Source organism: Mesobacillus sp. QJM3NY_10, from assembly GCF_056173465.1.
On the sequence record NZ_CM149675.1, the window covers coordinates 2,199,900 to 2,226,685 of the forward strand.

A 26,786-nucleotide genomic window follows, 5' to 3' on the forward strand; every position below is an offset into this window, starting at 1 on the left:
GATATATAAGGGTTACATTTACCAAATAAATTAGTGAATTAAAGTGCTAAAATAGATATTATGAAATTTGAGAGGATGCAGCAACAATGACAAACACCATTATAGGAAATCATTTAGTTGATATAACGCCTGATGTACGATTGCTTCGTGTGTTAAGAAATTCTGGATTCAATAATATGACAGCCATGGGCGAATTGTTGGACAATTCCGTGGATGCAGGGGCAAACCGTATTGATGTGCATGTGCAGGAACAAGAAAACGGAAAAGTCATGATTACCATAGTCGACAATGGAAAAGGAATGAGTGAAAGTGCCCTTCAATACGCATTGACATTGGCGAAAGAATTGAAGATAGGTATTGACCAACTGGGTAAATTTGGAATGGGTATGAAAACGGCCGCCTTGTCCATGACGACTCAAATGGAAATATTTTCAAAGGCTAGTCATAGTGACATCTTTTATGGCGAGTTCAATATGAATAAAATTGAATTGCAAGGAAGCTTTAAAACCACTGTGCGACAAGCGAAGGAAGAAGAAATTGTCTATTTCAACCAAAGATTGGGCAATAGTCGTTCAGGTACCGTCATTATCTTAAAGAACTGCGACCGTGTAGGTGTCAAAGCGGAGACATTGGCAAACCAGTTAGAAGAATACATTGGAAAAACGTATCGGGTCTATATAGGCAGAGGAGTTGCCTTCAGCATCAGCAATACTCATAACAAAGGAAGAAATATCGAAGCCATTGACCCATTAATGCGACAACACAAGGACACCATTATTGTCCGTGACCGAGAGACATATCCCATAAATTATTCCCTAGCTAACGGGAGTATCAAAACAACCTTCATCGAAGTATCGGCGGGTGTCTTACCAAAAGCTGAGAAACAAGGTAAGTTCATTGATGGAAAAATCGTTCCATTGACGATAAACATGGCAAATCAAGGATTGTATTTCTTGCGTGAGGGCCGTGAAGTGGCATCAGCGGTTTCATGGACACCTGTTTTTGGAGAAAAACATCCATCGTTGAACCGATTTCGTTTGGAAGTCGTGGTGAAATCGGAACTAGATGATGAAATCAAGATGGATTTCCAAAAAGGAAATGTTTTTCCTACGAGCAAACTGAAAGAACAACTCGGAGATATCATTAAAAATGATATCTTGAAGGAAATGAAAGAAATTGTCGATATAAAGGAAAGAGAAGAAAAAGAAAAAAATAAAAAACGAACAGGTACGGCAATCCTGCCAACACCTACGGGAACAGGTCAAAAGACGTACGTTGAAACACTTCGACCGACCAATACAACCTTACAAAAAACCGGGGGGCAAGATGTGGGGACACAAGGGGAAACGGCTAAGGGACATCCACAGTCGACCCATACAAGTGGTCAAACGCACGTTGGAATTGAAACCCGAACAGGATATGAAACACAATCAAAAGGTTCGACAGAAATAGATGCTGAAGAAATGGAAAACCATTCCACCCCTTCTTATGACGGTATTTTAGAAGTGGCAAAAAAAGTAAAGGCTACCTTGATGAACCCAGAAACCCCAGAAGAAATCAAAGATGAAATACTAGCTATCTTGGGATTAAAAGCCTAACAAGTTACCACCTTCGGGTGGTTTTGTATTTATATTCATAAAATTCAGATTTTTAGTTTAAAACAAATTTAGGAAGTTATAAGATGATATTGCTGCTGGAAATGCTTGATTAAGGAAACTATGACTGGAGAAAACCGATTACTGCAAAGTAAGTAGTTTTGAAAGACATAGGAGCAGGGGACGTACACTGTGCTCCCTCTAAGTGTCGTAGTTTTGGACAATAAAGCATCATGAAGATAATTAATTTACTCTAATACCTGGTAAGATGATGAAAAATTTGGTATTTGGAAGATAAAGATTCCAGTGTTTTATACAATAGGAACACCGTCTCCTTAGTAGCATAGGGTGCGTCACCATATCCAAAATGAACATATACTAAATGGATGTCACATAATGGATCACTTGGTATCAAGTTTTTTAGATTTCCTCGGGCTTGAAAAAAAGAACCTAGCCTTTCTTATTTAAATAGCTTAATAGAGCAACATCAAAAAAGGTGAAGGGGGAAACTCTTACGAAAATAATCGATTGGGAGAAATGTAATCGGACAGGAATGGTGACAATATTTCTTTAAATGTATTAAATAGTTCGAGAGCGGCAGTTCATAGACTGTCGCTTTTCTGTGTGGATTGAAAGATGTTGCATAAGGGAAACAAATGTTCATTATCGTGCGTGGTTAATTTTTACTCCAGAAGTATCTAATGGTGGTAAAAAGGAGAATCACCCTTGGAACAGAAACGGACCATTCTGATTGGGTGCGGTCTAATTTATGCCAGAGGTTTGTAATGGTCTTTAAAAGGTTTGATCTCCGATAAAATAATAGCAGGAGGACGCGTGAAAAAAGCAATTATTGTAATGCTGAAAATGTTGCTCCTGATTATTAATTATCCATTTTAAAAAGTATTTTAAATACAAATGGAATAATTTAGTGGGCATAATTAAAATAAATAATTTATAATAGATATACGGTGTGGAGATACAGGGTTTGAACTGTTTCTAAACAATAACTAATAAGCCGTTAAATAAAATTAAAATCCACTAGAATAATTAAAATCCTATAAAACTCAAAGACCAGTAATGACACTGGCAAATAATAAATAGGTAAAGTGAAGAGTGGTATAAAAACAATAAAAGGCTAAATGATAGACTTTTTCCCTTACCCATCTACGCCGAATATTAATGTGGAGGGTAAATATGAAACCATTCTTCACTAGACTTAGACGTACAGTTAATTCTAAAAGATTTTGGGCTGATGTTGTAGCTAAAGTTATTGTTGGCTTGATTTTTGTTGTTGCAAAGATAACATTCTTTAAGTAATACAAAGATTCCCTTCTAAAGTAGAAAAAAGAACTTTGAAAGTTCTTTTTTCTACTTTAGTGGGAATTTTTTTTTTAGAATAGTACTCAAAGTCCATGAGGGACCTTTACGTAATATAGAGATTGTACATTAACAAAACACAAACATGGCTCTTAAGCCACTCCAACGCCAGCAATGTGCATTTTTGAGTAACTAGATTCTCATGTATGGGTGCGAGATTCTCCAGCGGCTCGGACCGGAGCTAGTAAATATAAAACACATTTGCGTCAGCCAGTCGAGAGGCTCATTTTTGCTGGACTTTTAGAGCTAATGCAATGGATTCGGGACTTTTTTTACTTTTCTTCATCATCTAATTTTAAGAAAAAATGATATTTAAATTACACTATGAAAAGAACTGGATTTAAACAACTTGAAAACTATTGGAATTTCCAAATTCTATAAATCACTACCGTCTTACCCTTGAAAGATACATTGAGTTTAAACAGAAAAATGGTTAGGTAGTACGAAATGTGTGTTCATGTAAGGGCTGATATATTTTTGGATTTACCGAAAACATAGTGATATCTGACATGCATTTAAACTACATAAAGAGTCTTCATTAAATATATATATATAATAGCGACAGTTTATAGACTGTCGCTTTTTAGTATGAGCTTTAAAAAAGTTGTGTTAGGGAAACAAATGTCTAATTATATGCGTGTTCCAATTTAATTAATAGTTATCTAATGGTCTTAAAAAGGAGTTTTCCCTTGGATCACGAACAGACCAAACAGACCATTTTTATAGGTAAGATTATTATTGAAAAGCTGCGAAGAGAACAACTGCTTAATCAAGAAGACTTAGCTGACTTGAGCAATAAAGACCGCAGAACAATTAGCAATTTAGAAAGAGATCAATATAAGCCCTCACTTGAGACTTTCTTTAATTTGGCAGCTTCCTTAGAATTGAAACCATATGAACTCATGAAAGTAATTTATGAAGTAAAAGAGAACCAAGAATACTACAATGTAGCTCTCAAGGAAGTATTACAGAAGAAGGTTATTCTTAAAAAGAAACGGAATACTAAAAATGATGAGTAAATAAAAGGTTGGAGGAACCGAAATGTATTCAATAGAATATGTCGATCGAAGGGTAAATAGGTTCACCAATGAATACAACGATGAACTTGAAATGGAAATCATTAAGTATAATGATCATTTTAAAGTAGTCGTGACGATATGCCAGGAAGAACCACCTTATAAGGATTCTATTGGAGTAGGGACTGACAAAAGAAGTGCGAGAAGCGCCGCGAAGAAAGCATTATTGGAATTGTATCGAGACGCTTATCAACTGTAAAATAAAAAAGATAAGATCATATCGCAATTAGCCGTTCTTGAAATTGAAATTAAAATCAATTAAAGGTCATCACAAATGTTGAACATTAACGTTTGTGGTGATTTTTTGTTTAAAGGAATATGGTACTATTTAACATAGGAGTACCTTTTTAAAATCAAATTGAACTTTTTGTTTTATCTATATTGATTACAAAAGAGGTGACATTATTGAATTTGCAGGAAAAAATCGATGAAGTTTATCCGCGTTACTACGATTATGAAGTCAACATATCAAAGGAACAGTGGAAGGAGCTTCTTCAGGATCCCGAGGTTTTTGATGAAAGAAACCTTGAACATATGAAATGTCTTTATAGTTTTGACAATCATGCAGCGACTTGTAAGGAAGTTAGCGAAAAACTGGGTAATACTGCTCAATATTTTGTTGGCTTAGGTACAAATTTGGCGAAAAAGGTTGCGAGGAAGCTTGGGATTGAAAATTTACCAACCAGAAATGGAAATGATGGCGACGTTTTTTGGTACATCCTTTTTTATGGACAAGAGGTTAGAGACAGGCAAAGAGGAAACTTTGAGTGGAAACTTAGGCCTGAGTTGGCAGATGCATTAAAAGAAACCTTCCCAGATTTAGATTATCCTGACCCGATCGTTCTGAAAAAATTGAACGATGTACCGACAGCAGTTTGGATTGCAACCGCCTTGCTTACATATCGAAAGGTTAAATTTCAACACTTATCTGGTGAAGAAGCATACTTCCATAAAAACACTGAAATACAATACCTTGCGGAGCGAATAAGCTCCAAAAGAGTCGATCCTCCACGTATTTTACAATGGTGCAATGGTGATCATTCAAACCACTCATGGCGTTTTTTAAGAGAAGGTCATAGTAAATTAAAAAGGTTAACTGCACCAGGAGAGTTTAATGGAGTTAAAGAGCGACCAGATAATTTAGATTTTGAAATGGAATTGGTTTTGGATAATGCACTTACTACTGTGGGAATGTTAGTGGATTTTGTGGAAGGAGAATATGCAGATTTGATAACAGAAGCTCACAAAGAGATTGACTTAGAGGTTATTGAGCTATACTTGGAGCGTTATGCTGGGGTTTCTTACATAAAGCCAGATAAAGCTAAGGATCAGGCTAACTATATGGAGGAACTTAGAGTAACAGGAATGAGAGCTCGTCAAAACTTTATCGAATTGGGGAAACGGGTATCACATAGCTTTCCGGAATACGTAATGGGAACATGTTCTAGTTGGGTAAATCAGGGGCAAAATGTACCAGATTACTTCTGGATTGAATTTAAGAAAAAAGGATTCCAGGAAAGTAAATCAAGCTTATCTTTGTTTGCCTGGAAAACAGAAAATCATGTGTATTTTTATACCTCAGTTGAAGCCAGAGATTCTGCGTGCACACCGGAAGATTTCAAGAAACATAATAGGTTAATTTATTTGGAAAAAACTGATCCTGAAATCTACTATCGCGTAGAGGTAGAGAAGGATCAATACGAAATTATGGATGTCCCAAGAGAAGAGATTATTAGATTACTCGACAATAATGAGTTAATAAAGATAAGAGCTGAGGTTGGAATTGGGGGACCTTACGCAAACGCACTTACAAATAATATTGTTGAGCAAATTATAACAGCTTTTAAAAAATTGGAACCCTATTATCATGCCACAATTGGTGAGGTTAATATGAACGGGAATGAAGGAATTATGCTATCCAATCCAGCAATTGGAGGCCAAGAGTTTAGTCTTAATACTATTTTATATGGACCACCTGGGACGGGAAAAACCTATCATACAGTACTTTATGCAGTAGCAGTATGCGATAAAGTTAGTCTGAAGTCTTTGAAAGACATGCCGTATCAGCATGTCATGGACCGTTATGAAGAGTTAAAAAAAGAAGGGCGAATTGCTTTTACCACATTTCATCAATCTTATGGATATGAAGAATTTATTGAAGGAATTAAGCCGGTGATAAGCCAACAGGGGAATGATGCGTCATCTGAGATTCAGTATGAATATTCTTCTGGAGTTTTTAAGAAATTTTGCGAAAAAGCGAAAGAGATAAAGGTTCAGTCAAGTTCACTTGCAATCCGAGAAAGTCCAATAGTGTGGAATGTTCTTTTAGGTGGAACAGGAGAAACAGACCTTAAGAAGGAATGTTTTGAGAATGGTTATATTAAAATCGGTTGGGCTAATGAAGATGAAATGGTATCAGAGGAAACGGAAAATATTAATAATAGTGAGCGTCGCATTTTGTTGAACTTCCAGGAAGAAATGCAGGAAGGAGATCTAGTGTTTGTTCAGAAAAACAACACTTCTATTGACGCTATCGGAGTGATCACAGGACCTTATGTTTACGATTCTTCTGACCAGAAATACCCTAGAAAAAGAAGTGTCCAATGGATCACAACGTATATTGATGAGAACGTATATGAACTAAACAAACAGACAAAGTTAGACAGAAAAACGATCTATCCGTTACGAAAAATGGATCTTAAAAAAGTGAGCTATCTGATAGATAAATACACCCTTAATCATGCAATTAGGGTGGAAGAAAGTAAAGAGCCCTTTGTATTCATTATTGATGAGATCAACCGAGGTAACATTTCTAAAATCTTTGGAGAACTGATCACTTTAATTGAAACAACGAAAAGGTTGGGTGAAGACGAAGCGACAACTGCCATTCTTCCTTATACAGGTGAAGAATTTGGAGTACCAAATAATGTGTTCATTCTCGGTACAATGAATACAGCTGATCGGTCTATTGCCCTGATGGATACTGCCTTAAGGAGAAGATTTAAATTTATAGAAATGATGCCAGATGAAAATGTTTTAACAACGTTAAACCTTCAAGATGTAGAAGGTATTGATGTACCGAAAATGCTAAAGACAATTAATGAACGCATCGAGTTTTTATACGATAGGGAGCATACAATTGGTCATGCTTATTTTACTTCTCTGGCAGTAGATCCTTCATTAACTAACCTTGCAGGGATCTTTTTGAATAGCATTATTCCATTACTTCAAGAATATTTCTATGAGGACTATAGTAAAATTCAACTCGTATTAGGAGATAACGCTAAAGAGGATGCTCAGTATAAGTTTATTCTTGATAAAAGAATCAATGAAAAAGAGATATTTAAAGGGAATATAGATATGGATCTACCTGAAAAGAGATATTCCATTCAAACAGAAGCTTTTTATCAAGCAGAGAGCTATAAATCGATTTATTAAAGTGGTGAAATAATGGTCAAGCTGTTGGAAGTTCGTGAGTTTGAGTCCATAACCTGTAATGAGGATTATGAAAATGATCCTCAATACAAATATTTAAATAAAGAAACTTTCGCTGAACTTGAAAACCTTATCTTATCGTTTAATGAAAGTGACCAATCTGAGGCGATGGATTTTTTAAAGATTGGCGTCCGAAAAAATGTAGGTAAGGTCATTCAAGCTAAGAACTATGTTGGGCTTATTCAAATGAAAAATGGGTTTCAGGTGCAAATACTTCCGAAGGTATCATCCGATAAAATGGAGGATACAAAAAAGACTTTCTTAAGAATGCTTAGGAGTATGAAAGACTTTCCGAGTAAGGTATTTAATGACGCTAATCTGAAAATGGACAAAATGAACCTTTATGAAATCTTCATAAATATGTATATCCAAGAAGTAAATAACCTAATAAAAAAGGGATTAAGATCAGCGTATTTACCCGTCGAGGAAAACTTAAAATTCTTTAAAGGGAAGCTAATCGTTGGTGAACAGATTAAAAAAAACCTTACTCATAAAGAACGGTTTTATGTAAGATTTGATGAGTTTGACATCAATCGTTCTGAGAATCGCTTGGTTAAGGCGACTTTGCTAAAATTGCTAAACTTATCTAGTAGTTCATCCAACGTCAAGGGAATTAGACAGCTACTTCCTTATTTTGAAATGGTCAAAGCTTCTACCAATTATGCAAAAGATTTTTCAAAAGTAGTAAATGATCGGAACACCAAAGATTACGAGCTAGTGATGCGCTGGTCAAAAGTGTTTTTAATGAATCAAAGCTTTACGACATTCTCCGGTCAAACAACTGCACGTGCACTACTGTTTCCAATGGAAAAAGTCTTTGAAGCTTATGTCGCTAAGCATATGAAGCGAGTATTAGCCGATCTTAATTGGGAGATATCCACTCAGGACACCGGTTATTATTTATTTAATAGCCCTAAAAAGTTTGCTTTGCGGCCCGATCTTGTAATAAAACGTGAAGATCAAAGTACGATCGTCTTAGATACTAAATGGAAGTCACTCAGCAATCAACCTCGCCAAAACTATGGAATCTCCCAAGCAGACATGTATCAAATGTACGCTTACTCTAAAAAATATAAGACATCAGAAATCTGGCTGCTATATCCAGTAAACGAGGAAATGAAGGACTCTGATATTAGTTTTGTATCTTTTGATGAAATGGAGAGTGTAGAAGCTAAAGTTCGCTTGTTTTTTGTTGATGTCACAAATATTAAAGATAGTCTAATGATACTGAAGGAAAAGTTGCTAACATGATCAGGAGAGGTGATCTGAATATAGGTCACCTGCTCTTATTGAAAAAGCGCCATTTGATATTTGTTAGATTGGTTAGCACGTTTTTAAAGCATAAAAAAGCCTGTGGAAAATTCTCTTTCTCCACAAGCTTAAACTAATAAAATATTTAGAGTTTTTTCCTAAATTAAATTGGGTTTATATCTGTTACTGTAATGCCATTGGATATAATGCTTTTGTTGATCATTTAATATTAATTTTAACTGAGGGTTAATATTCATAAAGACTTTAACAGCATCATTTATTTCATTAGATATTTTGATCTTTCCCTCTCCGTCAAATGAAATAAATCCCTTATCAAAAACAGAGTCATGATTCGGACATAATAACAATCCATTATTTACGTCCAAACGTTCTTCATTTGTTGATTTGCTCCATGGTTTAATATGACTTGCTATCAAAAAGCGTTCATCGTTTACTCCGCATAAGGCGCATTGATTTGACTTAGCAAGGAGCTTTTGTTTGAATTTCGATTGTCCAATTCGGGACTTTACAATTCTTTCTTTTTCAGTTTTGTCAATTGTCTCATCTTGCTCTAATTCTTCCTCTAAACGTTCAATTTCTTCAATAATATCTGTATCCCCGTTTACAACACGGAGTGGGAATATCCAGACATCACGGATGTTACCATTAACATCTGGTTGCTGTTCGGTATATGGACTTCCCGCTAATTCTACTATGCCTTGATATGTGTATTCCCTTGGTTTAAATACTTCGAAAAAGTGGACTTCGACTCCATTTTTATTTGATTCAGCTAAAGTTTTGTTTTGACTAGTAAGGGTCTGGTCTCCTGTCTGACCCATACCTGTATAATAAAAAATCCCATTTTCAATACGGTCTTTGTAAATGCCTGTTTGATCCGATACTAATACAAGTGTATTGGTTCGGTGAGAGCGTCGCATACCACCTTGTGGTGCGCATAAAAAAATGCTTGTTAATTGTTCATTGTTTAAAACTGTACCAGACTTAAGAGAAATATTCATAGTTGTCCCCCTATACGTGTTTGTCATAATTTTACTATAATTAAAGAATACATAATATAGTATTTTATAAACTCAGTAGAATGCAATGGATTCAATAGATAAAAATACCTTTGGAGAGGATGCAAAAAATGTATAAGGAGTTTGTAGAGATTTCGGTAAGGCAGCTGAAGGACATGCCGAGGAACCAGTTCGTACAAGGGTTAGGTAAATTTACGGAAAGCCTTGATTTAAGGTATAGTACGTCACAGAAAAAATCATGGGGGGACTGCTATGACTATTTAAATAATGAATTCAAGAATACGAACAAATACGATGAAGGTGTTTTGCTTTTCGAATATTGCTTACCATTTACAAACTATCGTCGACCAGACGTTATTATGCTATTTGATGGAAGTGTTATGGTTTTAGAGTTTAAAAGAAAAGATATTAGTTTAGTACAGGATGTCGATCAGCTTCGGGGCTATTTAAATTTCCTTCGTCGTTATCATGATGAAACACATAAGAAGGGTTTCAATGTAAATGGAGCGTTAATTCTAACCACTAACAAAGAGAACCATGTAGAACCATGTGATGGTTATACTTTAATTAAGGGAAGTGGATTAATTGATTTTTTAGATCAGCTAAATTTAGGGGATGTATTAGACAAAGCTAATTCAATAGTTTGGGCTAATTCCTCCTATGAACCTTCAAAAAATGTATTAAAAGCAACTTATAATATGTTTAGAAAAGATGATCTTTCTATGATCAAAAACATCTCAGAGCATGAGCTACAAAATGTACTGGACACACTATATAAACTAACCGCTGAATTACATAATAAAAAACGACTAATCTTTTTAACCGGTGTTCCAGGAGCAGGAAAGACCCTAGCATTATTACATACTCTTTATAAATTGAACCAAGTAGGATTTAATGCTGTGTTTTTAACGGGTAATGGCCCTCTAGAAAAAGTCTTGTCGTATATTTTAACGAATGTAAATACTGGTGCAGATGGAGATGCCTTAATTAAGGGAGTACTAGCTTATAAAAAGACATTCTTTGATCGCTATAAAAAACACCCGTTTGCCAATACAAAAATACCAGCAACCATTTTATTTGATGAAGCCCAGCGTGCCTGGAACGAAGAGCAAATGGGTGCTTCATATGGAATGAGCGAACCTGAACTCATTCTAAAAGTTCAAGAAGTTGCAGCATCTCAGCGCGGTTTTACAAATGTAGTGGCTTCTATAGGATTTGGCCAAAGCATTTATAAAGGAGAAGAAGACGAATTTGAAACATGGGTCAAAGTGATTGAGAAACCAGAGTATTACGACTGGGAGATCTATGCACCATCAATATTAAAGAAAAAGATAAGCCATCTACCGAATGTTATATATTTAGACGACCTGCATCTAGATACTTCTATAAGATCAAACTTTATAGATACTTCGCCTTTTATTGAGGCGGTATTAGATGCCAATCTGGCAGTGGCAAAAGTTGAATACCAAAGGCTTCAAGAACAGGGTTATTTTATTCATTTGGTTGATAACCTGGAAAGTGCAAGGGATTATTTAGAAGCACATGCACGAGACACAGGGGATTATTTTTATGGGTTAATTTCATCATCTAATATACGATTAAGGGATCATCAATTACACCTTGGCCAAGCAAGAATGATACAACAATCAGACTCAATAGAAACAATAGGGAGATGGTACCTAAAGGATTCATCTGAATTTGATGCAATTGCAACAGAATTTGTTTGCCAAGGACTTGAACTAAATATTCCGGTTCTTTATTTTGGTGGTGATTTCCTATTGGAAAATGGCCAATGGACAGTCAGGCCGACGAAGGCATATCAGGATAAGGAGAGAACGGTTAGGAATATTTATCGGGTTTTGCTTTCTAGGGGACGGGTTGGTTTATTTATTTTTATACCCCACGATCAAATTTCGTTAGAGACCATCAAATTCTTTAAAACATTAGGTTAGATTTGAATTTCCTTAATCTAACAAAATAAGAATAATTATTATGCAATGGTTAAACAAGCACATCTAATTAGGGTACTATTTGTATTTTAATCAAAAAAATTTTACGATACAAAAGGCAAAAGAAGTTCGTGTATTAGAATTGAGTATTCTCAGTCACGTAAAGTTAAGACATGTTATTATTTTGTCTACTTAGAAATAGGAATTAAAGATTACTTTTCTATGTTATTTCAATTTTTTGCTATAATTTGTTATAAATGGTCAAAATATTTTTTATTGATGGAGGAGAAAAAATTGATAGAAATAAAAGATACTAACATTGTAGATATTGAGAGTGAGCGAGAAGATGATTATTCAGATGATGATTTATTTAATATTAACTCTTGGGGAGCTGATTTATCTTTTAGAGAACTTATTACCATGTATGAGGAAGACGAACTATTAAAACCAGAAATGCAAAGACACTATGTGTGGGATAAATCTGAAGCAAGTAGATTCATTGAAACCCTTTTAATGGGTTTGCCTGTTCCTAGTATATTCTTAGCTAAAGTTGGTGAAGACAAACTAATTGTAGATGGTTATCAAAGGATTATGACTGTATTTGATTTTGTAAAAGGAATTTTTCAAAAAGATAAATCAGTATTCAAATTATCGAATTCATCAAAAATAAACGAGAGATGGAGAGGTAAATCTTACCAACAACTTTCAAAAGAAGAACAAAAAAGAATTCGAAGTACAACAATTCATGCAATTATTTTTGAACAGAAACACCCATATAATTCGGATACTAGTTTATATCAGGTTTTTGAACGTATTAATACTGGTGGAAGAACCCTTATGCCACAAGAAATAAGGAATTGCGTTTATCATAATAAAGTTAATGAATTACTGATTGATCTTAATAAATTCCCGAAATGGAGATCTTTGTACGGTAGCTTAGTTTTTGAACCAAGAATGAAAGACATAGAATTAATATTAAGGTTTTTCACATTAAAGTCAGAAGATGTTAAGAAAGAAGAGACAACACAAATATCCTTGAAAAAAACCCTAAATCTTTTTATGGGAAAAGCAGAAAATAATTCAACGGAATCCATAGACAGCTTTAGAAATCTTTTCTTAAATACAATTCAATTTATCTATGAAAATCTTGGTGAAAATGCATTTCATAATCTCAATGCAAAAGGTGAAGAATTCGTCCCTAGATTTCACCCGACTATATATGATGCAATCGCTATTGCTACTGCAAATGCCATAGAAAGAGGAGCCATTAGTGATATTAACTCAGAGGAATTGTCTGAGAAAAGACTTGCACTCCTTAAAAATGATGAATTTAAAAAGTATATTAGTGAGAGAACAACACGAATTGAACATATAAACGGTAGGATTAATTTAGCATCAAAATATTTATATGGGGTTTCTTATGTATAATACAACAGCTAAAGAAATCCTTAGTGATTGTAAGGACGAATTAGATATTATTAATACTTTTATTAATCAAGATAAATTTAATAGCAAGAATCCTTACCTGGTAAAGTATTGTGTAATTAAAGTTAGTGGTTCTATTGAGTTAGCTTTTAAAACAATTATTGCCGATGCATTCGAATTTAATGCAAGTGAAAGAGTAAAACAGTACATAGATAAAGAAATAAGAGATAGTTCAAAAAACCCGAGTTATAGTAACATCTATCAATTACTGAGGAAAATAGACAATGAATGGTCTTATAGATTTAAAAGAAGTGTTCAAAGTGAAAAAGAAACGGATCCATCATTATTAACTTCATTAGATTCTTTAAATGAAGCAAGAAATTCCTTTGCTCATGGTAAAAATACCAGTATAAGTATTGATAGTATTATACTATATTTTTGGAAAGCTTATAAAATTATGGAGATTCTTGATGCGGTTGTACAAAATGAAGAACAAATTCTAATCAACATGGTGAATGAAGATAGTTATTCTATACAAGACTTAAAATCATTTTTAGTAAGATATGAACCAGAATTTTTAATGGAGGTGCTATCCAGAAACATACACTCCATTACAACTTTATATAACTTTTCAATAGCTCTATGTTCGTGTTTAGAGGAAAAGGAATATACTGAAAAACAAAGTGTTTGGGTTGAAGTAATTAAAATCATATCATACTCGCTACCTAAACTTGATGCAGCAGACAGGTTAAATTTATTAATAGAGGTACAGACACAGAATACTCCTCTAAATTTCAAGGCCTTGTTTTTTAATTCATTGAAATCATTAAAGCATTTATCCAATGATCTTATAAAGGAAGATGAATTAAGCATACTTGGAGAGTTATTATCGGAACTGATAGTAAAAAAAATCAAAAATTTGGATGTATTAATTGAGTTGCCAAGAGAGCATATGATGGCTATTTTGAAAGTTATTTCAATTTATCAATATAATGATCTATTAGAAACTTTAGAAACTTGGAACGAAATAGAATTAGCTCTTGGAAAAATTGTTTATTATCTTTGTGAAAGTCCTGATGACTATCAAGTCAACTACAATAATCTCAAAGAATTAAGAATTTTCGAGAGAATTATTAAGCTATCTGGACAAAGATATAATAGGGTTAGTATTCAAGATATTGAAAAAATAAAAGATGATAATTTAGAGGGTAAAGCCAAAAAAGCAATATTAAAACTTTTACATGATTCAACTCCTCAGACTACAAAGTAAATGTACAAAAAAGAGTGGGAATAATTTATTCCACTCTCCTTTTTCTATGTATGAGAGCATTTTCATTGAAAATTGCTGTCTTACATTTCCGTAATCCATTTTGATGTCCCTGCGATGACTCTTTCCTTCTGATATCGTCGATCTAAAATACTATTATTAAACAATTTTGCAAAATGTCCATAGGACCCAGTTGGATGAGGGATTCCTATAATTGTTCTATTACCGTAAAGGTATGACAAGGCAGTATAAACTTCTCTGGATATAGCAAAGATTATCCAATTTTCCGGTAGATGTTTTAATTCCTCTTGTAAATACATTTTAGAGCAAGTACGAAAAGTTTGTATGCTTAAACTTCGAACGTCTTTTTTACATTCGCATTTTGCTAATTCTGTCCATAAGATTGGTCCGTTTATACCAAATTGTGTTACCATGTTTCTTAATTTAAAGTAAAAACCAGGTTTGTCATAATTACTATTCCAATGGTTAAGAAAAAGATCGTAAGTTGCCCCTCCATGCTCTATATAAAAATTTTTCTCTCTATTTTTCATTCTACCTGGATTTAATCCTACAACTATACATCCTTCTTCCTCTATACTTCGTTTATTTTCATCCCAAATTAAACATCGAGGAATAATTCCTTGATGCGGATTTGACTGATGGGCATCTTGACAGTTGAATTGACAATTAGTGACTTGTTGACCTATTTCGTAAATTTTTTTTCCAATTGTATTAATCATAAGTATAAACCCTTTCTTTTATTACTAAATCCCTTTTTTTATAAATATATCTTCTAATAAGAAAAAAATACCATATGTATATGATATTTTGCTATGATTAATCAATAAAACGATAAAATGGTTGGTGTAATAATGAGCATTCTACAATTAAAACCGGGAATATCGCTAGATAAAAAACAATTAACAAATATTTTCAAGTGCGCTCGCAAGGTTGTATGAGAAAGTGCCATGAGACAAACACATTAGTATTAGTATCCAATCATACAAAATCGCTAGATGAGGACCGTTGGGACGAAGATTTCTTCTATCACAATGACTTGATGAGTTTGCAAAGTGGTAGGATAATGGCAATAGTCAATTATGTGAGCGACCGGATCCATATCTAAAAAAGGTGATCTGCATTTACATGCCCATCATATTGATGGCTATCACTAGGTGATGAGGACTTGATATTTAACACAATTGCTCTCTGTCCTAATTGGAATGATAAAATGCATGTTTTAGATTTAGAAGACGACGTAAAATTTTTAAAAGAGAAACTACTAAAAATAAATAGTTCTATTAATTAGGGAGAAGTCTACATGAAAGTTAAGAGTATGGCGGCTGGTTTTAAACTGTATAAAAAAGGTGCTAGTATAGGTGGGGATACTAGTTTCTTTGAAATGGTATCAGGGAAGAACAATGAAACTAAACAAACTAAAAGTTTAGCTTATTTACTTACTCACTGTCCGGAGTTTCGTCATGATTTATTTTCTTTACCATTAATTAAGGGGAAAATAGGAAAATATATTAAGGATTGTGATTATATCAGAATTGATGGGGAAATGCTTTCTGATGATGGGAGACTTAGGAGAGATATTACTCTTACCTTCTATAAATCGAATCAACCCCAATTAATAACGGTTATTGAAGCAAAAGGATTAGATGTTACTGCGAATGGAAAGAGTATTGAAAGACAGCTATCAAAATATCTAAATAAAAAAAACTTTCAAGACTTTGCAAATCGACCTAAAATTGTGATTGCTTTAACGAAGAATAAATTATTACTCAAAAAGAATTTCTTAAGTTTAACCTGGACAGATATTGTAAAAGTTTTAATAGAAACAAAAAATAAAATAAAAAACAAATTAGATTCAAAAGTGGAACATAACCTTCTAGAAGAGTTTTTAAAATCAATTATAGGAGTTAATAAAACCATGTTTTTTTATGAAGAAGAAGTACTGTCTGTGGGTGCAAGGAATACAATTAAAGCAATAATGAAATATAATATTCACTCCTGTCCAGACTCCTATAGTTATAAGGATGCTATGTTTATTACTTTTAGAGCAAAAGGTGGATTGATGGACACCCTTTATAAGATTGACGATATTCTAATAATTGATGTGGATTTACCCTCTTTTAAAACTGTAGTAAAAAAAACATATCCTCTCTATGCAGATAGAATAGTTGATTATTATGAGATGATAAAAAAAGAAAAATGGGCCAAGGGAAAACTGCGATTTTATATGTTATCAAATGATGAAAAGATAACCCTAAGTCATGAACCAAAAGCACCCAAACGCCAGGGCCATATATATTTTAAGTTATACCAATTACTAGATAGTAGTAAACTAGTACATTAAAAACAATCCATTCTATACAGTATAGATTGAAGAGGAGCCTTTTGCTAATGATACTAAGACATTTAACTACAGTAGATAAACTTCCACTAATTTTAAAAAGTGGTTGTCTTCTTCCAGCAGATAAACCTGGAAAGATTGACGACCAGCTTGTATCTTTCGAAGTGTATACAGGAAGTGAAGCGTTAATAAAATGCTATGCTGAACAAAAGAAGATAACGAAAGAAGATGTTTTTCCTTTATTTTTTGATAGTGAAAAAATGGTGAAGGAAGGATTAATCCCAGTAAAAAAAGTAGCCGACAAGGCATATTCTAAAGACGAGTTAAAAGTTTTTATTCCGAAATCTTTTATCCATGAGGGGCATGAATATGAGGTCCCTGGTATACTAACACATGATGAATTCGAGTCAATTGGGGAATATCGCTTTGTTAATTCTGAGGTGCCGCTTAAATTCCTAACGGATGAATCGAAGAAAAAATTGGGGATAAGTTAAAAGGGTTTAACCTATAAACGTCATATAACTCCATATAAATATATAGTGAACTAATTTTATAAAGTGTTACTCATTAATATATTTACACAATACTTCACAGGTTTTGACGGGAGGGCAATCATAGGGCATATTGGCGTCACATTCAGAGAGTGGTTTACATATTTATAAAAGAGACAGAATCAACCCATACATAATATATACTGACAAGATAAAAGAGAAGTTTATTAGAACAATTTAAACTTTTAAATTAAGGAATTATTATTAAGTGTTTTTGAAGCAACAAATTCAAAGGTTGCAAATTGTAATAAGGTTTTTCTCAGAAATTAATTACTTTAATAATGAAATTAAAGAACTATGTTAAAATATTACTGAATTCTCATTTATTTATAATGATTTACACTTGGGATTGTATCTAAAATGAGGTGGATTTAAATGTTAGGGAAAACGATCCAAATATACTTACCATTTGGTTCTCCTAGAGGAATCAAAATAGCTGAAATTACTAATCGTACTGTACAAGCAATTTTTATTCCAAGAAATGAATTAGAAAAAGCTGCAGAAAGAGAAGAAATTAGAAATGTTGGGGTATATTTTTTGTTTGGACAAGATGAAGACGAGGCTAAAAAAAGAGTCTACGTTGGTGAAGCCGAAAATTGTTTTGACCGTTTAAAGACACATAATCGCGAAAAAGATTTTTGGGAGGTAGCAGTTGCAATTGTTACAAATAATGCTCAAAATCAATTTACTAAAACTGATGTGAAATTTTTAGAACGATATTCATTTGAAAAAGCTAAAGAAATCAACAGATATAAGTTAGACCAAACTCTACCGGCTAAATCTTTTGTGCCAGAATGGCGTAGAAGCGACCTACTAGATATATTTGAAACGATTAAAATTTTAACATCCACGTTGGGTTATCCATTATTTGAAGAGCTTCGTCGACATGATAATAAGAGAAAAAGTGATGAGATTTTCATATGTGTGGGACGTGGAATAAAAGCAGAAGGTGAATATACGGAAGAGGGGATGGTAGTAATTAAGGGTTCTCAAATGGCCCTTCATACCACTGAAAGCCTTTCAAGTAAAACAATACGAGAAAATCTCATAAATGATGGAGTTGTAAAAGCTATGGGCGACTGTTATGTGTTCCAAGAAGATTATTGCTTTCCTTCTCCAAGTGCTGCAGCTGCTACTGTCTTAGGTAGGTCAGCAAATGGCTGGACGTCCTGGAAGACTAATGCTGGTAGAACTTTAGATGAAATAAAGAGAAACGTCGTGGAATAAAAGATAGCAGAAAAGAGGGTAGCAGAAAAAATGTTCATGAAGAAAAATTCATCATTGGAGTTATGCTGGTGATAAGTAATTCTCCTGTAGGTTTGCAATTATAAAATCACTAATTGATATAGATTTCCAAGCTAATAAATTTTTCCTTTAGTCCCGTTTTGTCATAAATGATATATGTTTTTAGATAAGTGATTATTGTATTAGCTGCTCAAGTTTTTGAGCGGCTTTTTGTTTATATTTGGTAGAACGTGGGTGACGATGTGTCCAAAAAAAAATATTTCAGGAATTACTTCAGTTCACATACATTGTTTGAGTAATAAGAAAATGTGTGTGTGCCGTAAATTATGAAATCTTATAATTAGACAATCTTTAATTGTTCATTGTCCCATGTTTGTATTTCAATTGATCACTTATGGATTAAAAAGAACCTTTACCACAACGATTATACCTAGTAAAAAGAGAAAGTATTTAATTATATATATTAAAATTCTTCATAGATTTGATTAAAAGGCTGGTATAATAGCAATTGAAAATGTTGGTGATATAAGTGAATGACTGTGATGTATGGTTAATGAATTTTATAGAAAAAATAGAGGAGAAGGGATGATAGTAATTAAATGAAGCTTAGGTAAAAAGAATTTTCAAAGTTCTTCTAAAAAAAGTTTGAGTGAAGAGTAAGGTAAATGAAAAATAATAATTTGTGCCTTAAATATAATTTGAATCCTATACAGTTTTCAAAAATGCCCTAAACAAGTTTTTTTATGTATGGTAAGTTAGATGATATATGTTTGGTGCTTGATGTTGATTTGAGAGCAATTATTGAGCAGAAACAGTAAAAATTAATGGGGGATAAGAAGTGATTACATCAGAAGAAATTAAACGTAGATTATGGGACGGGGCAAATGAACTGCGTGGTTCAATGGATGCTAGCCGTTACAAAGATTACATGCTTGGATTAATGTTCTACAAGTTTTTGAGTGATAAGACTTTAGAAACATTCAAAGTGACCAGCGGTTTAGGGCGGATGACTGAATCTGAATTGGTTGAGGAGTACACACAGGCAAGAGCAGAATACGGCGAACAGCTTGATAAAATGATTCAAAATGTACTCGGTTATTATGTTTCGCCTGAGTATTTATATCAGACTTGGTTAAAGGACATTAATTCCGGAGATTTTGAAGTTCAAAAGGTAACGGATAGCCTGAATAACTTTGAGCGTACGATTGCCGTTTCTGGTGATTCAAGTGATTTTCAAGGGTTGTTCTCAAGCTCCACGCTTGATTTAACGGATACTGCTTTAGGTAGCAACTTAAACGAGCGCAGCAAAAATATCAAAGCACTGATTTTGCTGTTTGCAGACTTGAACATGGTGGCATTGCAAAAAGGTGATGTTTTGGGAGATGCCTATGAGTATCTTATCGGTCAGTTTGCAATGGAATCGGGGAAGAAAGCAGGGGAATTTTATACGCCACGACAGGTCAGTGAAGTCATGGCACAAATCGTAGCGAAAACATCAGACATCAGGTCAATCTATGACCCGACTGTCGGTTCTGGATCCCTACTTTTAACAGTTAAGAAGCATTTAGCTGAAGATGTTCAGAAAAATTTGAACTATTATGGGCAAGAAAAAAATACAGCAACCTATAATTTAACGCGGATGAATTTACTACTACATGGTGTTCGTCCAGAAAAGATGACCATTAATAACGGAGATACACTTTCTCAAGATTGGCCAGAAGATCCAGAACGTCCCAATGAAGGTGTGCAATTCGATGCGGTGGTTATGAACCCGCCATATTCTGCGAAGAATTGGAACAAAGCAGGGTTAAAAGTCAGCGATCCTCGTTTTGAAGTTGCGGGGACATTACCACCTGACTCTAAAGGGGATTTTGCTTTTCTTTTACATGGATTATTCCATTTAGGGCAACAAGGTACGATGGCAATTGTCTTGCCTCATGGGGTTCTGTTCCGGGGTGCAGCTGAAGGCGAAATTCGTAAACGATTGATTGACAAAAACTACATTGATGCCATTATCAGCTTACCAAATAATTTATTTACAAATACAAGTATTTCAGTTGTGATAATTATTTTAAAGAAGAACCGAAAAATTGACGAATCTATCGTATTCATTGACTCATCCCATAGCTTTATCAAAGTCGGAAAACAAAACGTCCTACAAGAAAAGGACATCGCAAAAATTGTTGATACATATGTTGAACGTAGGGAAGAGGAAGGATACAGTCATCTAGCGACACGTGAGAAAATCTTAGGAAATCATTACAAACTGAACACTTCTCTTTATATTAATGCGATTGATGAAGAAATTCCTCACGACGTTGATGCTCACCTACTGGGTGGAATCCCTCAAAAGAACATTGACAATTTGAAGATTTTGCAGTCTACAGTGTCGGATGTTTTGCGACAATCTTTGAGAGAAATACGTGAAGGTTATGTTGAACTTTCAAAACCAATTGAGGATATTACTAAGGATATAGTAAATGACTACCGCATTGATAAAATGTCAAAAGAAATCGAAAATAGAGCCAATTCATTTACCGATAAATACTTTAACATTATTCGAAATGTAAACAAAGATAGTAATTTGACTCATTTGATGGATGAAATGCTTGTGGAAATCAAGTCGATGTTGTCAGAGTTCCATTATATTGATGTTTATGACGGATACCAGATTGTTGCAGAATTATGGAAAAATACATTAGCACATGATACTGAAATTATCTTGTTAAGTGATTTCTATTCTGCTGCACGTAGCCTAGAACCGAATATGGTAACAAAAGGGCAGGGAGATAAAAAAAGAATGGATCAAGATGGTTGGAGGGGAAAAGTTCTACCATTTGAATTGATCCAAAGGGAATTATTATATGATGAATTACAAGATATTAAAGTAATAGAAGATCAAATGGAAACCATTAACGACAGATTGACAGAAATACGGGAATCATTATCTGAAGAAGATGGGGAATATGATGTCTTAAATGAGAAAAATGATGGATTTACTGAGAAAAATGTTAAGTCTGAGCTAGAACAAGCCTATCAAGCAATAACTTCAGAGGAAATCAAGTCATTAGAAACTTATCTGGATTTTCTTGGTGGAGAGCCAAAACCTAAAAAACAAGAAAAGTTAGATTTCGTTTCTAGCCATCCCGAAATTGACTGGACGCAACTTGAAACAAATAAAGATGGTACGGTAGGTAAAGGTAAGGTGGTAGCACGTATAAATGCTTTAAAAGAATCTTTTGTATTTAATAACGATAGCTTCGAAGCTAAATTGATAGAAGTGATGCAGCTTTTGCAAGAAGCAAAACAAGTAAAAGAAAATTTAAAAATAAAAAAGGAATCACTAGTAGTGAAAACAATTGAGATTTTTCCGGAATTAACTACTGAACAGATCGATAGTTTAATGTATAAAAAGTGGTTCGGAACCATAGTTGGATCTTTAGTTGGCTTGATAAAGAAATCACTAAAAGTAGAATTTAATACAATACAAATGTTGAACGATCGATATACTGATACGTTGTCAGTGATTGATGAGGATAGTAGAAGTCTAGAAAACACATTAGAAACCTTGATGGATGAATTGGTGTTGAGATCATGATAGAACAAACAAAATTAGTACCAAAAAGGCGATTTAAAGAATTTCAAAACACTCACGGTTGGGAACAGCGCTATTTTTTTGATAATATCAAAAATACCATTGATTTTCGTGGAAGAACACCTAAAAAGTTAGGGCTAGACTGGAGCAACGCTGGTTATTTAGCACTTTCCGCCTTGAATGTTAAGAATGGATACATTGACCCTAGTGTAGATGCTCATTATGGAAATCAAGAATTATACGATAAATGGATGACTGGACGTGAATTAAGAAAGGGACAAGTGCTTTTTACAACTGAAGCACCAATGGGAAATGTGGCTCAAGTGCCTGATGATAAAGGCTATATCCTAAGTCAGCGAACAATTGCTTTTGATGTTAATCCTGAAAAGATTACCGATGACTTTCTTGCTGTACTTTTACGCTCTCAGAAGGTATTTAAAGAACTATCTGCTTTGTCTAGTGGAGGAACAGCTAAAGGTGTAAGTCAAAAATCAATATCACTGTTGAAAGTTACCGTACCAACAAATCTTGAAGAACAAGCTAAGATTGGAGCCTTTTTCAAAAACCTGGACCACCTCATTACCCTTCATCAGCGTAAGTTAGAAAAGACGAAAGCATTAAAAGCTGCTTATCTTTCTGAAATGTTTCCCGCTGAAGGTGAGTTTGTGCCAAAACGGAGATTTACAGGATTTACACAGAATTGGGAGCAGTGTAAGTTATCGGATGTGGCTGATTATTATGATGGAACTCATCAAACACCTAAATACACAGATGAAGGCATAAAATTTATTAGTGTTGAAAACATCAAAAATATTTGGGAATCAGACAAATACATTAGTGAAAATGACTATGAAAAGCAGTTCAAAATAAAGCCTCAGATAAATGATATTTTTATGACCCGAATTACAGCGGGGGTTATTGGTGAAACCGCATTAGTGGAACAAGATGAGCCATTAGCATACTACGTAAGTCTAGCACTGATTCGATCGAAGTCTATTGTGCCGCGATACTTAGAAAAGTATATCGGTTCTCCATTCTTTAAAAATGAATTAAACAAAAGAATTATTCATACTGCATTTCCTAAAAAAATAAATCTTGGAGATATAGGAGAATGTGATATAAAGATTCCCAAATCAAAAGAGGAGCAGATTCGAATTGGGGAGTTTTTTGAAAAAATGGATAATACCATCACCCTTTATCAGCGTAAGTTGGAGAAACTACAAAATATTAAAAAAGCATACCTAAATGAGATGTTTGTCTAGTGAGGAGGAAAGGCCATGAGCAATACTCCAAAAAGTGCGGCAGAGAAAACGTTTCAAGCGAATTTTGTCAAAGAACTAAGTAAATATAAATGGGAAGCACCTGACTTTTTAGACGGCAACAAGCAAAAAGTGACTGTTGAGGACTTGATTACTCACTGGCGTAGTGAACTCAATCGGATCAATGCTGACCAGCTTGAAGGTGTGGCATTGACGGATAATGAATTCCGTCAAGTTATGACAAAAGTAAATCATATTCGAAACAGCTACGAAGCAGCGAAGATTTTAGCCATTGAAGAATCAAAGGGGAAGATTGATGGCATTTACCGTGACGACAATCCCAAAATTACGAGAAAACAAATCACGTTGACGATCTTCAAAAAAGCCGAAGTGCGTGGCGGGGACTCAAGTTATCGGATTGCTAGAGAAGTACAGACGCAAAACAGCAACCGATTTGATCTTGTTTTACTTATAAACGGCTTACCCTTAATCAATGTTGAAATGAAACGTACGGACAAAACGCTAGACGAGGCATTTGGCCAGTTTATGCGATACTATCGTGACGGGGAATACAGCAATAATTTCATGGCTTTTTCGCAGATGATGGTCATTATTTCAGAAATTGCCACACGATATTTTGCTACTCCAAAAACAGTAGGTGATTTTAACCCTAGCTTCGTTTTTCATTGGTCGGATAAAGACAATAAACCAATTAACGATTGGAAAAAAGTTGTGGATAATTTCTTGATGATTCCAATGGCTCATCAAATGGTGGGCGATTACTTGGTGATTGACGAAGCCAAAGAAGAAGAAAGCAGGCGTCATATGTTATTACGTCCATATCAAGTCTATGCCCTGCAAGCTATCGAAGGTGCTGCTTTCGGTTGGGACAATGATGAGAAAATTCCTCATGGAGGATTTGTTTGGCATACGACGGGATCAGGTAAAACCATCACGAGTTTTAAGACGGCCTTGTTTTTATCGACTAGAGCGGGATTTGATAAAGTCGTATTCCTTGTTGACAGACGTGAGCTAGATAAAAATACCCGTGAAAAATTTAAAGCATATGCTGTGTATGAATCAGTTTCTGTCGATGAAACGAAATTCACCTACCAGCTAAAAAAGAAACTGAAGTCTGCTCAAAATGGAATTGTGGTAACGACAACATTCAAACTGAATTCTTTAGTTAAGGAACTCGAAGAAGCAAAGGATGATAGTCTAGCTGATAAGAAAATCGTTTTTATCATCGATGAAGCCCACCGCACGACAATGGGGCAAATGATGGGGACGATTAAGAGCTATTTCAGGAAAAATGGTCTTTTCTACGGCTTTACCGGAACCCCTTTATTTGATGAAAACAACGTCAAAGGAAAGGTCAACGAAAAAAGCGAAGTCATCAATACAACTGAAAAACTTTTTGGACCTAAGTTACATCAATACACGATTGATGAGGCGATTGCGGATAATAATGTACTAGGTTTTCACGTTGACTATATCAACACTGGTGAATTCAAGAGTTATGATGATTTAAGGGAGCAACTTGGTGAGAAGATGAAGGAAGAACAACCTGAATTGACGGACAGAGAAATCGAACGCAAAGTTCAAGAAATGTCAGAGGTTGAAGTTGAAAAGCAAGCTAAAAAACACGGCTTGCTCATTTACCAAGATGAAACGCATATCCCAAGGGTTGTGGAAGAAATTCTGAATAACTGGGAATCGCAATCACAAGACAAAGAGTTTAATGCGATTTTGACAGTTGCCTATAAAAATCGTGTCATTGCTTATTATAATGAATTTAAGAAACAACTGGCAGGGCGAGGAGAAGAAATGAATGTAGCAATGACATTTAGTTTCGGTAACGAAAATGATCCTACCCCACTAGATCCAGAAGTTGTAAAAAGTATGTTTAAGGACTATGCGGAATTTACGGGCATTGAGTTTGTAGCTGGGGATAAAAAACACGGTGAGGATGCTTATTTTGAAGATGTCGTAGAGCGTGCTACACGTGGCGGTAGCGGACGAAATCCTAAGAATATAGACCTTGTGATAGTGGCAGACCAGTTGCTGACAGGTTACGACTCTAAGCGTCTTAATACGCTTTATGTTGACCGTTCGCTTGAACTTCAAGGATTGATTCAAGCGTATTCACGAACAAACCGCGTGTTTGGCTCAAATAAAGAGTTTGGAACGATTATCAATTTCCAATATCCACGGATTACTGAAGAAATAGTGAATACAGCTTTAAAGCTGTATGGAAGTGGCGGCAAGAGCAGTAAGGCAATTGTTGATACCTACGAAACCGCTGTTAAAAAATTAGCGATAAAAGTCACGGATATGATTCCGACATTACCTGACCCTACTGAATGGCAGACAATTGAACATCATGAGGAGAAAAAAGAAGCATTTATACTTGCTTTTAAAGATGCAGCTGAGCAGCTAAATTTGGTAGAACAATACTATGTATTTAAGTGGGATGATTTATCATTTGGTATTGATGAGCATAATTGGTTGCAATACATCGGTGCTTATAAAAACTTAACATGGAAGCCAGGCAGTCCACCTCCCCCAACACAAATAAATCCACTTGTAGGGAAAACAAAGTTAGCGGGAACACAAGTAATCGATGCACATCATATTCTTACTTTGATTGGTTCAAAGATTACCTCACCATACGGCATACAAATTGTGGATAGTGAAACACTCCGTATCATTTATGAACAAATACAAGAGTTAAGCAATATGGGGGAACATGAGCAAGCACGGTTATTGAAGGAATTTGTGAATACTCAGCTTGTGCCTGGGAAATTGTCGGGGGATTTAGACTTTGATGAGGCTTTTGAAGTTTGGAAATCAGACAAGATAAAGGACGCGGTTATTAGTTTTTCTTCAGAGTGGGGATTAGATAGTGAGTTGCTTTTAAAATCAGTGAATACCTATTCTACTTCACAGCCTGATGTTGTTCCTTACATTAATGAACTTATTAGTAGTATTGATTTTAGCAAGGCAATAAATCAATCGGCTGGCAATTTGTTAAGACATAATATGACGCTAACTGCCAAACTTCCAGAGTGGATTGCTGAAACCAAGCAAAAATATAGTTAACTAAATGATGCCTTAAATAGGAATAATAAGTAGAATAACCTATAAAAATAGAATATGTTTGATTATAAGAGTCGTGGAAATACATTCCCTGGCTCTTTTTACATTCACTTGGTGACATCATAACTTGAGGACGCTCTATAAATTATTATGGATCAATCGCCAAACTTCTAAAACATTACTGGCAATCCTAACGACTACAATTT

General features: G+C 34.5%; 16 protein-coding genes. 14 read left to right on the forward strand and 2 right to left on the reverse strand.

Annotated elements, in window-relative coordinates; translation table 11 throughout:
• Positions 1-86 precede the first annotated feature (86 nt).
• The 5 genes from AC0VX7_RS11100 to AC0VX7_RS11120 all read left to right on the forward strand — a co-directional run bounded on the left by AC0VX7_RS11100 (position 87) and on the right by AC0VX7_RS11120 (position 8,794).
• Positions 87-1,598 carry an ATP-binding protein gene (locus AC0VX7_RS11100; protein ID WP_475427872.1) on the forward strand — a complete coding sequence of 504 codons (1,512 nt, stop codon included), beginning with the start codon at positions 87-89 and terminating at the stop codon, positions 1,596-1,598.
• Between the two features lie 2,063 nt (positions 1,599-3,661).
• Complete coding sequence (locus AC0VX7_RS11105) at positions 3,662-3,991, forward strand: helix-turn-helix transcriptional regulator (protein WP_475427873.1); 330 nt, start codon at positions 3,662-3,664, stop codon at positions 3,989-3,991.
• Positions 3,992-4,013: 22 nt separating this feature from the next.
• Entirely contained in the window at positions 4,014-4,247 is a 234-nt protein-coding gene (locus tag AC0VX7_RS11110; protein WP_475427874.1) for a hypothetical protein, read from the forward strand.
• Positions 4,248-4,453: 206 nt separating this feature from the next.
• Positions 4,454-7,486 carry an AAA family ATPase gene (locus tag AC0VX7_RS11115; RefSeq protein ID WP_475427875.1) on the forward strand — a complete coding sequence of 1,011 codons (3,033 nt, stop codon included), beginning with the start codon at positions 4,454-4,456 and terminating at the stop codon, positions 7,484-7,486.
• A 12-nt stretch (positions 7,487-7,498) separates the two neighbouring features.
• Complete coding sequence (locus AC0VX7_RS11120) at positions 7,499-8,794, forward strand: McrC family protein (protein WP_475427876.1); 1,296 nt, start codon at positions 7,499-7,501, stop codon at positions 8,792-8,794.
• Between the two features lie 158 nt (positions 8,795-8,952).
• On the opposite strand, the gene AC0VX7_RS11125 is transcribed toward AC0VX7_RS11120, so the two are convergent.
• Positions 8,953-9,813, reverse strand: coding sequence for an HNH endonuclease (locus tag AC0VX7_RS11125; RefSeq protein ID WP_475427877.1), 861 nt, complete (start codon positions 9,811-9,813; stop codon positions 8,953-8,955).
• Between the two features lie 128 nt (positions 9,814-9,941).
• Between AC0VX7_RS11125 and AC0VX7_RS11130 the strand changes: the two genes are divergently transcribed.
• From AC0VX7_RS11130 to AC0VX7_RS11140, 3 genes are all read left to right on the forward strand, one after another.
• Entirely contained in the window at positions 9,942-11,783 is a 1,842-nt protein-coding gene (locus AC0VX7_RS11130) for a DNA/RNA helicase domain-containing protein (protein ID WP_475427878.1), read from the forward strand.
• A 291-nt stretch (positions 11,784-12,074) separates the two neighbouring features.
• A complete protein-coding gene (locus AC0VX7_RS11135) occupies positions 12,075-13,208 on the forward strand; it encodes a GmrSD restriction endonuclease domain-containing protein (RefSeq protein WP_475427879.1) in 1,134 nt (377 codons plus the stop codon).
• A complete protein-coding gene (locus AC0VX7_RS11140) occupies positions 13,201-14,475 on the forward strand; it encodes a HEPN domain-containing protein (RefSeq protein WP_475427880.1) in 1,275 nt (424 codons plus the stop codon). The genes AC0VX7_RS11135 and AC0VX7_RS11140 overlap by 8 nt, the downstream gene beginning before the upstream one ends.
• Positions 14,476-14,555: 80 nt before the next feature.
• Here AC0VX7_RS11140 and AC0VX7_RS11145 read toward each other — a convergent pair whose 3' ends face one another.
• Complete coding sequence (locus AC0VX7_RS11145) at positions 14,556-15,212, reverse strand: hypothetical protein (RefSeq protein WP_475427881.1); 657 nt, start codon at positions 15,210-15,212, stop codon at positions 14,556-14,558.
• Positions 15,213-15,793: 581 nt separating this feature from the next.
• On the opposite strand from AC0VX7_RS11145, the gene AC0VX7_RS11150 reads away from it, so the two are divergent.
• The 6 genes from AC0VX7_RS11150 to AC0VX7_RS11175 all read left to right on the forward strand — a co-directional run bounded on the left by AC0VX7_RS11150 (position 15,794) and on the right by AC0VX7_RS11175 (position 26,583).
• Entirely contained in the window at positions 15,794-16,834 is a 1,041-nt protein-coding gene (locus tag AC0VX7_RS11150; RefSeq protein ID WP_475427882.1) for a hypothetical protein, read from the forward strand.
• Positions 16,835-16,881: 47 nt separating this feature from the next.
• A complete protein-coding gene (locus AC0VX7_RS11155; protein WP_475427883.1) occupies positions 16,882-17,325 on the forward strand; it encodes a hypothetical protein in 444 nt (147 codons plus the stop codon).
• 432 nt (positions 17,326-17,757) lie between these two features.
• Positions 17,758-18,609, forward strand: coding sequence for a GIY-YIG nuclease family protein (locus AC0VX7_RS11160; protein WP_475427884.1), 852 nt, complete (start codon positions 17,758-17,760; stop codon positions 18,607-18,609).
• An 856-nt stretch (positions 18,610-19,465) separates the two neighbouring features.
• Positions 19,466-22,225, forward strand: coding sequence for a type I restriction-modification system subunit M (locus AC0VX7_RS11165; protein ID WP_475427885.1), 2,760 nt, complete (start codon positions 19,466-19,468; stop codon positions 22,223-22,225).
• Positions 22,225-23,484 carry a restriction endonuclease subunit S gene (locus AC0VX7_RS11170; protein ID WP_475428140.1) on the forward strand — a complete coding sequence of 420 codons (1,260 nt, stop codon included), beginning with the start codon at positions 22,225-22,227 and terminating at the stop codon, positions 23,482-23,484. Before AC0VX7_RS11165 ends, AC0VX7_RS11170 begins: the two co-directional genes overlap by 1 nt.
• Before the next feature lie 15 nt (positions 23,485-23,499).
• Entirely contained in the window at positions 23,500-26,583 is a 3,084-nt protein-coding gene (locus AC0VX7_RS11175; RefSeq protein ID WP_475427886.1) for a type I restriction endonuclease subunit R, read from the forward strand.
• The last annotated feature ends 203 nt before the right edge of the window (positions 26,584-26,786 follow it).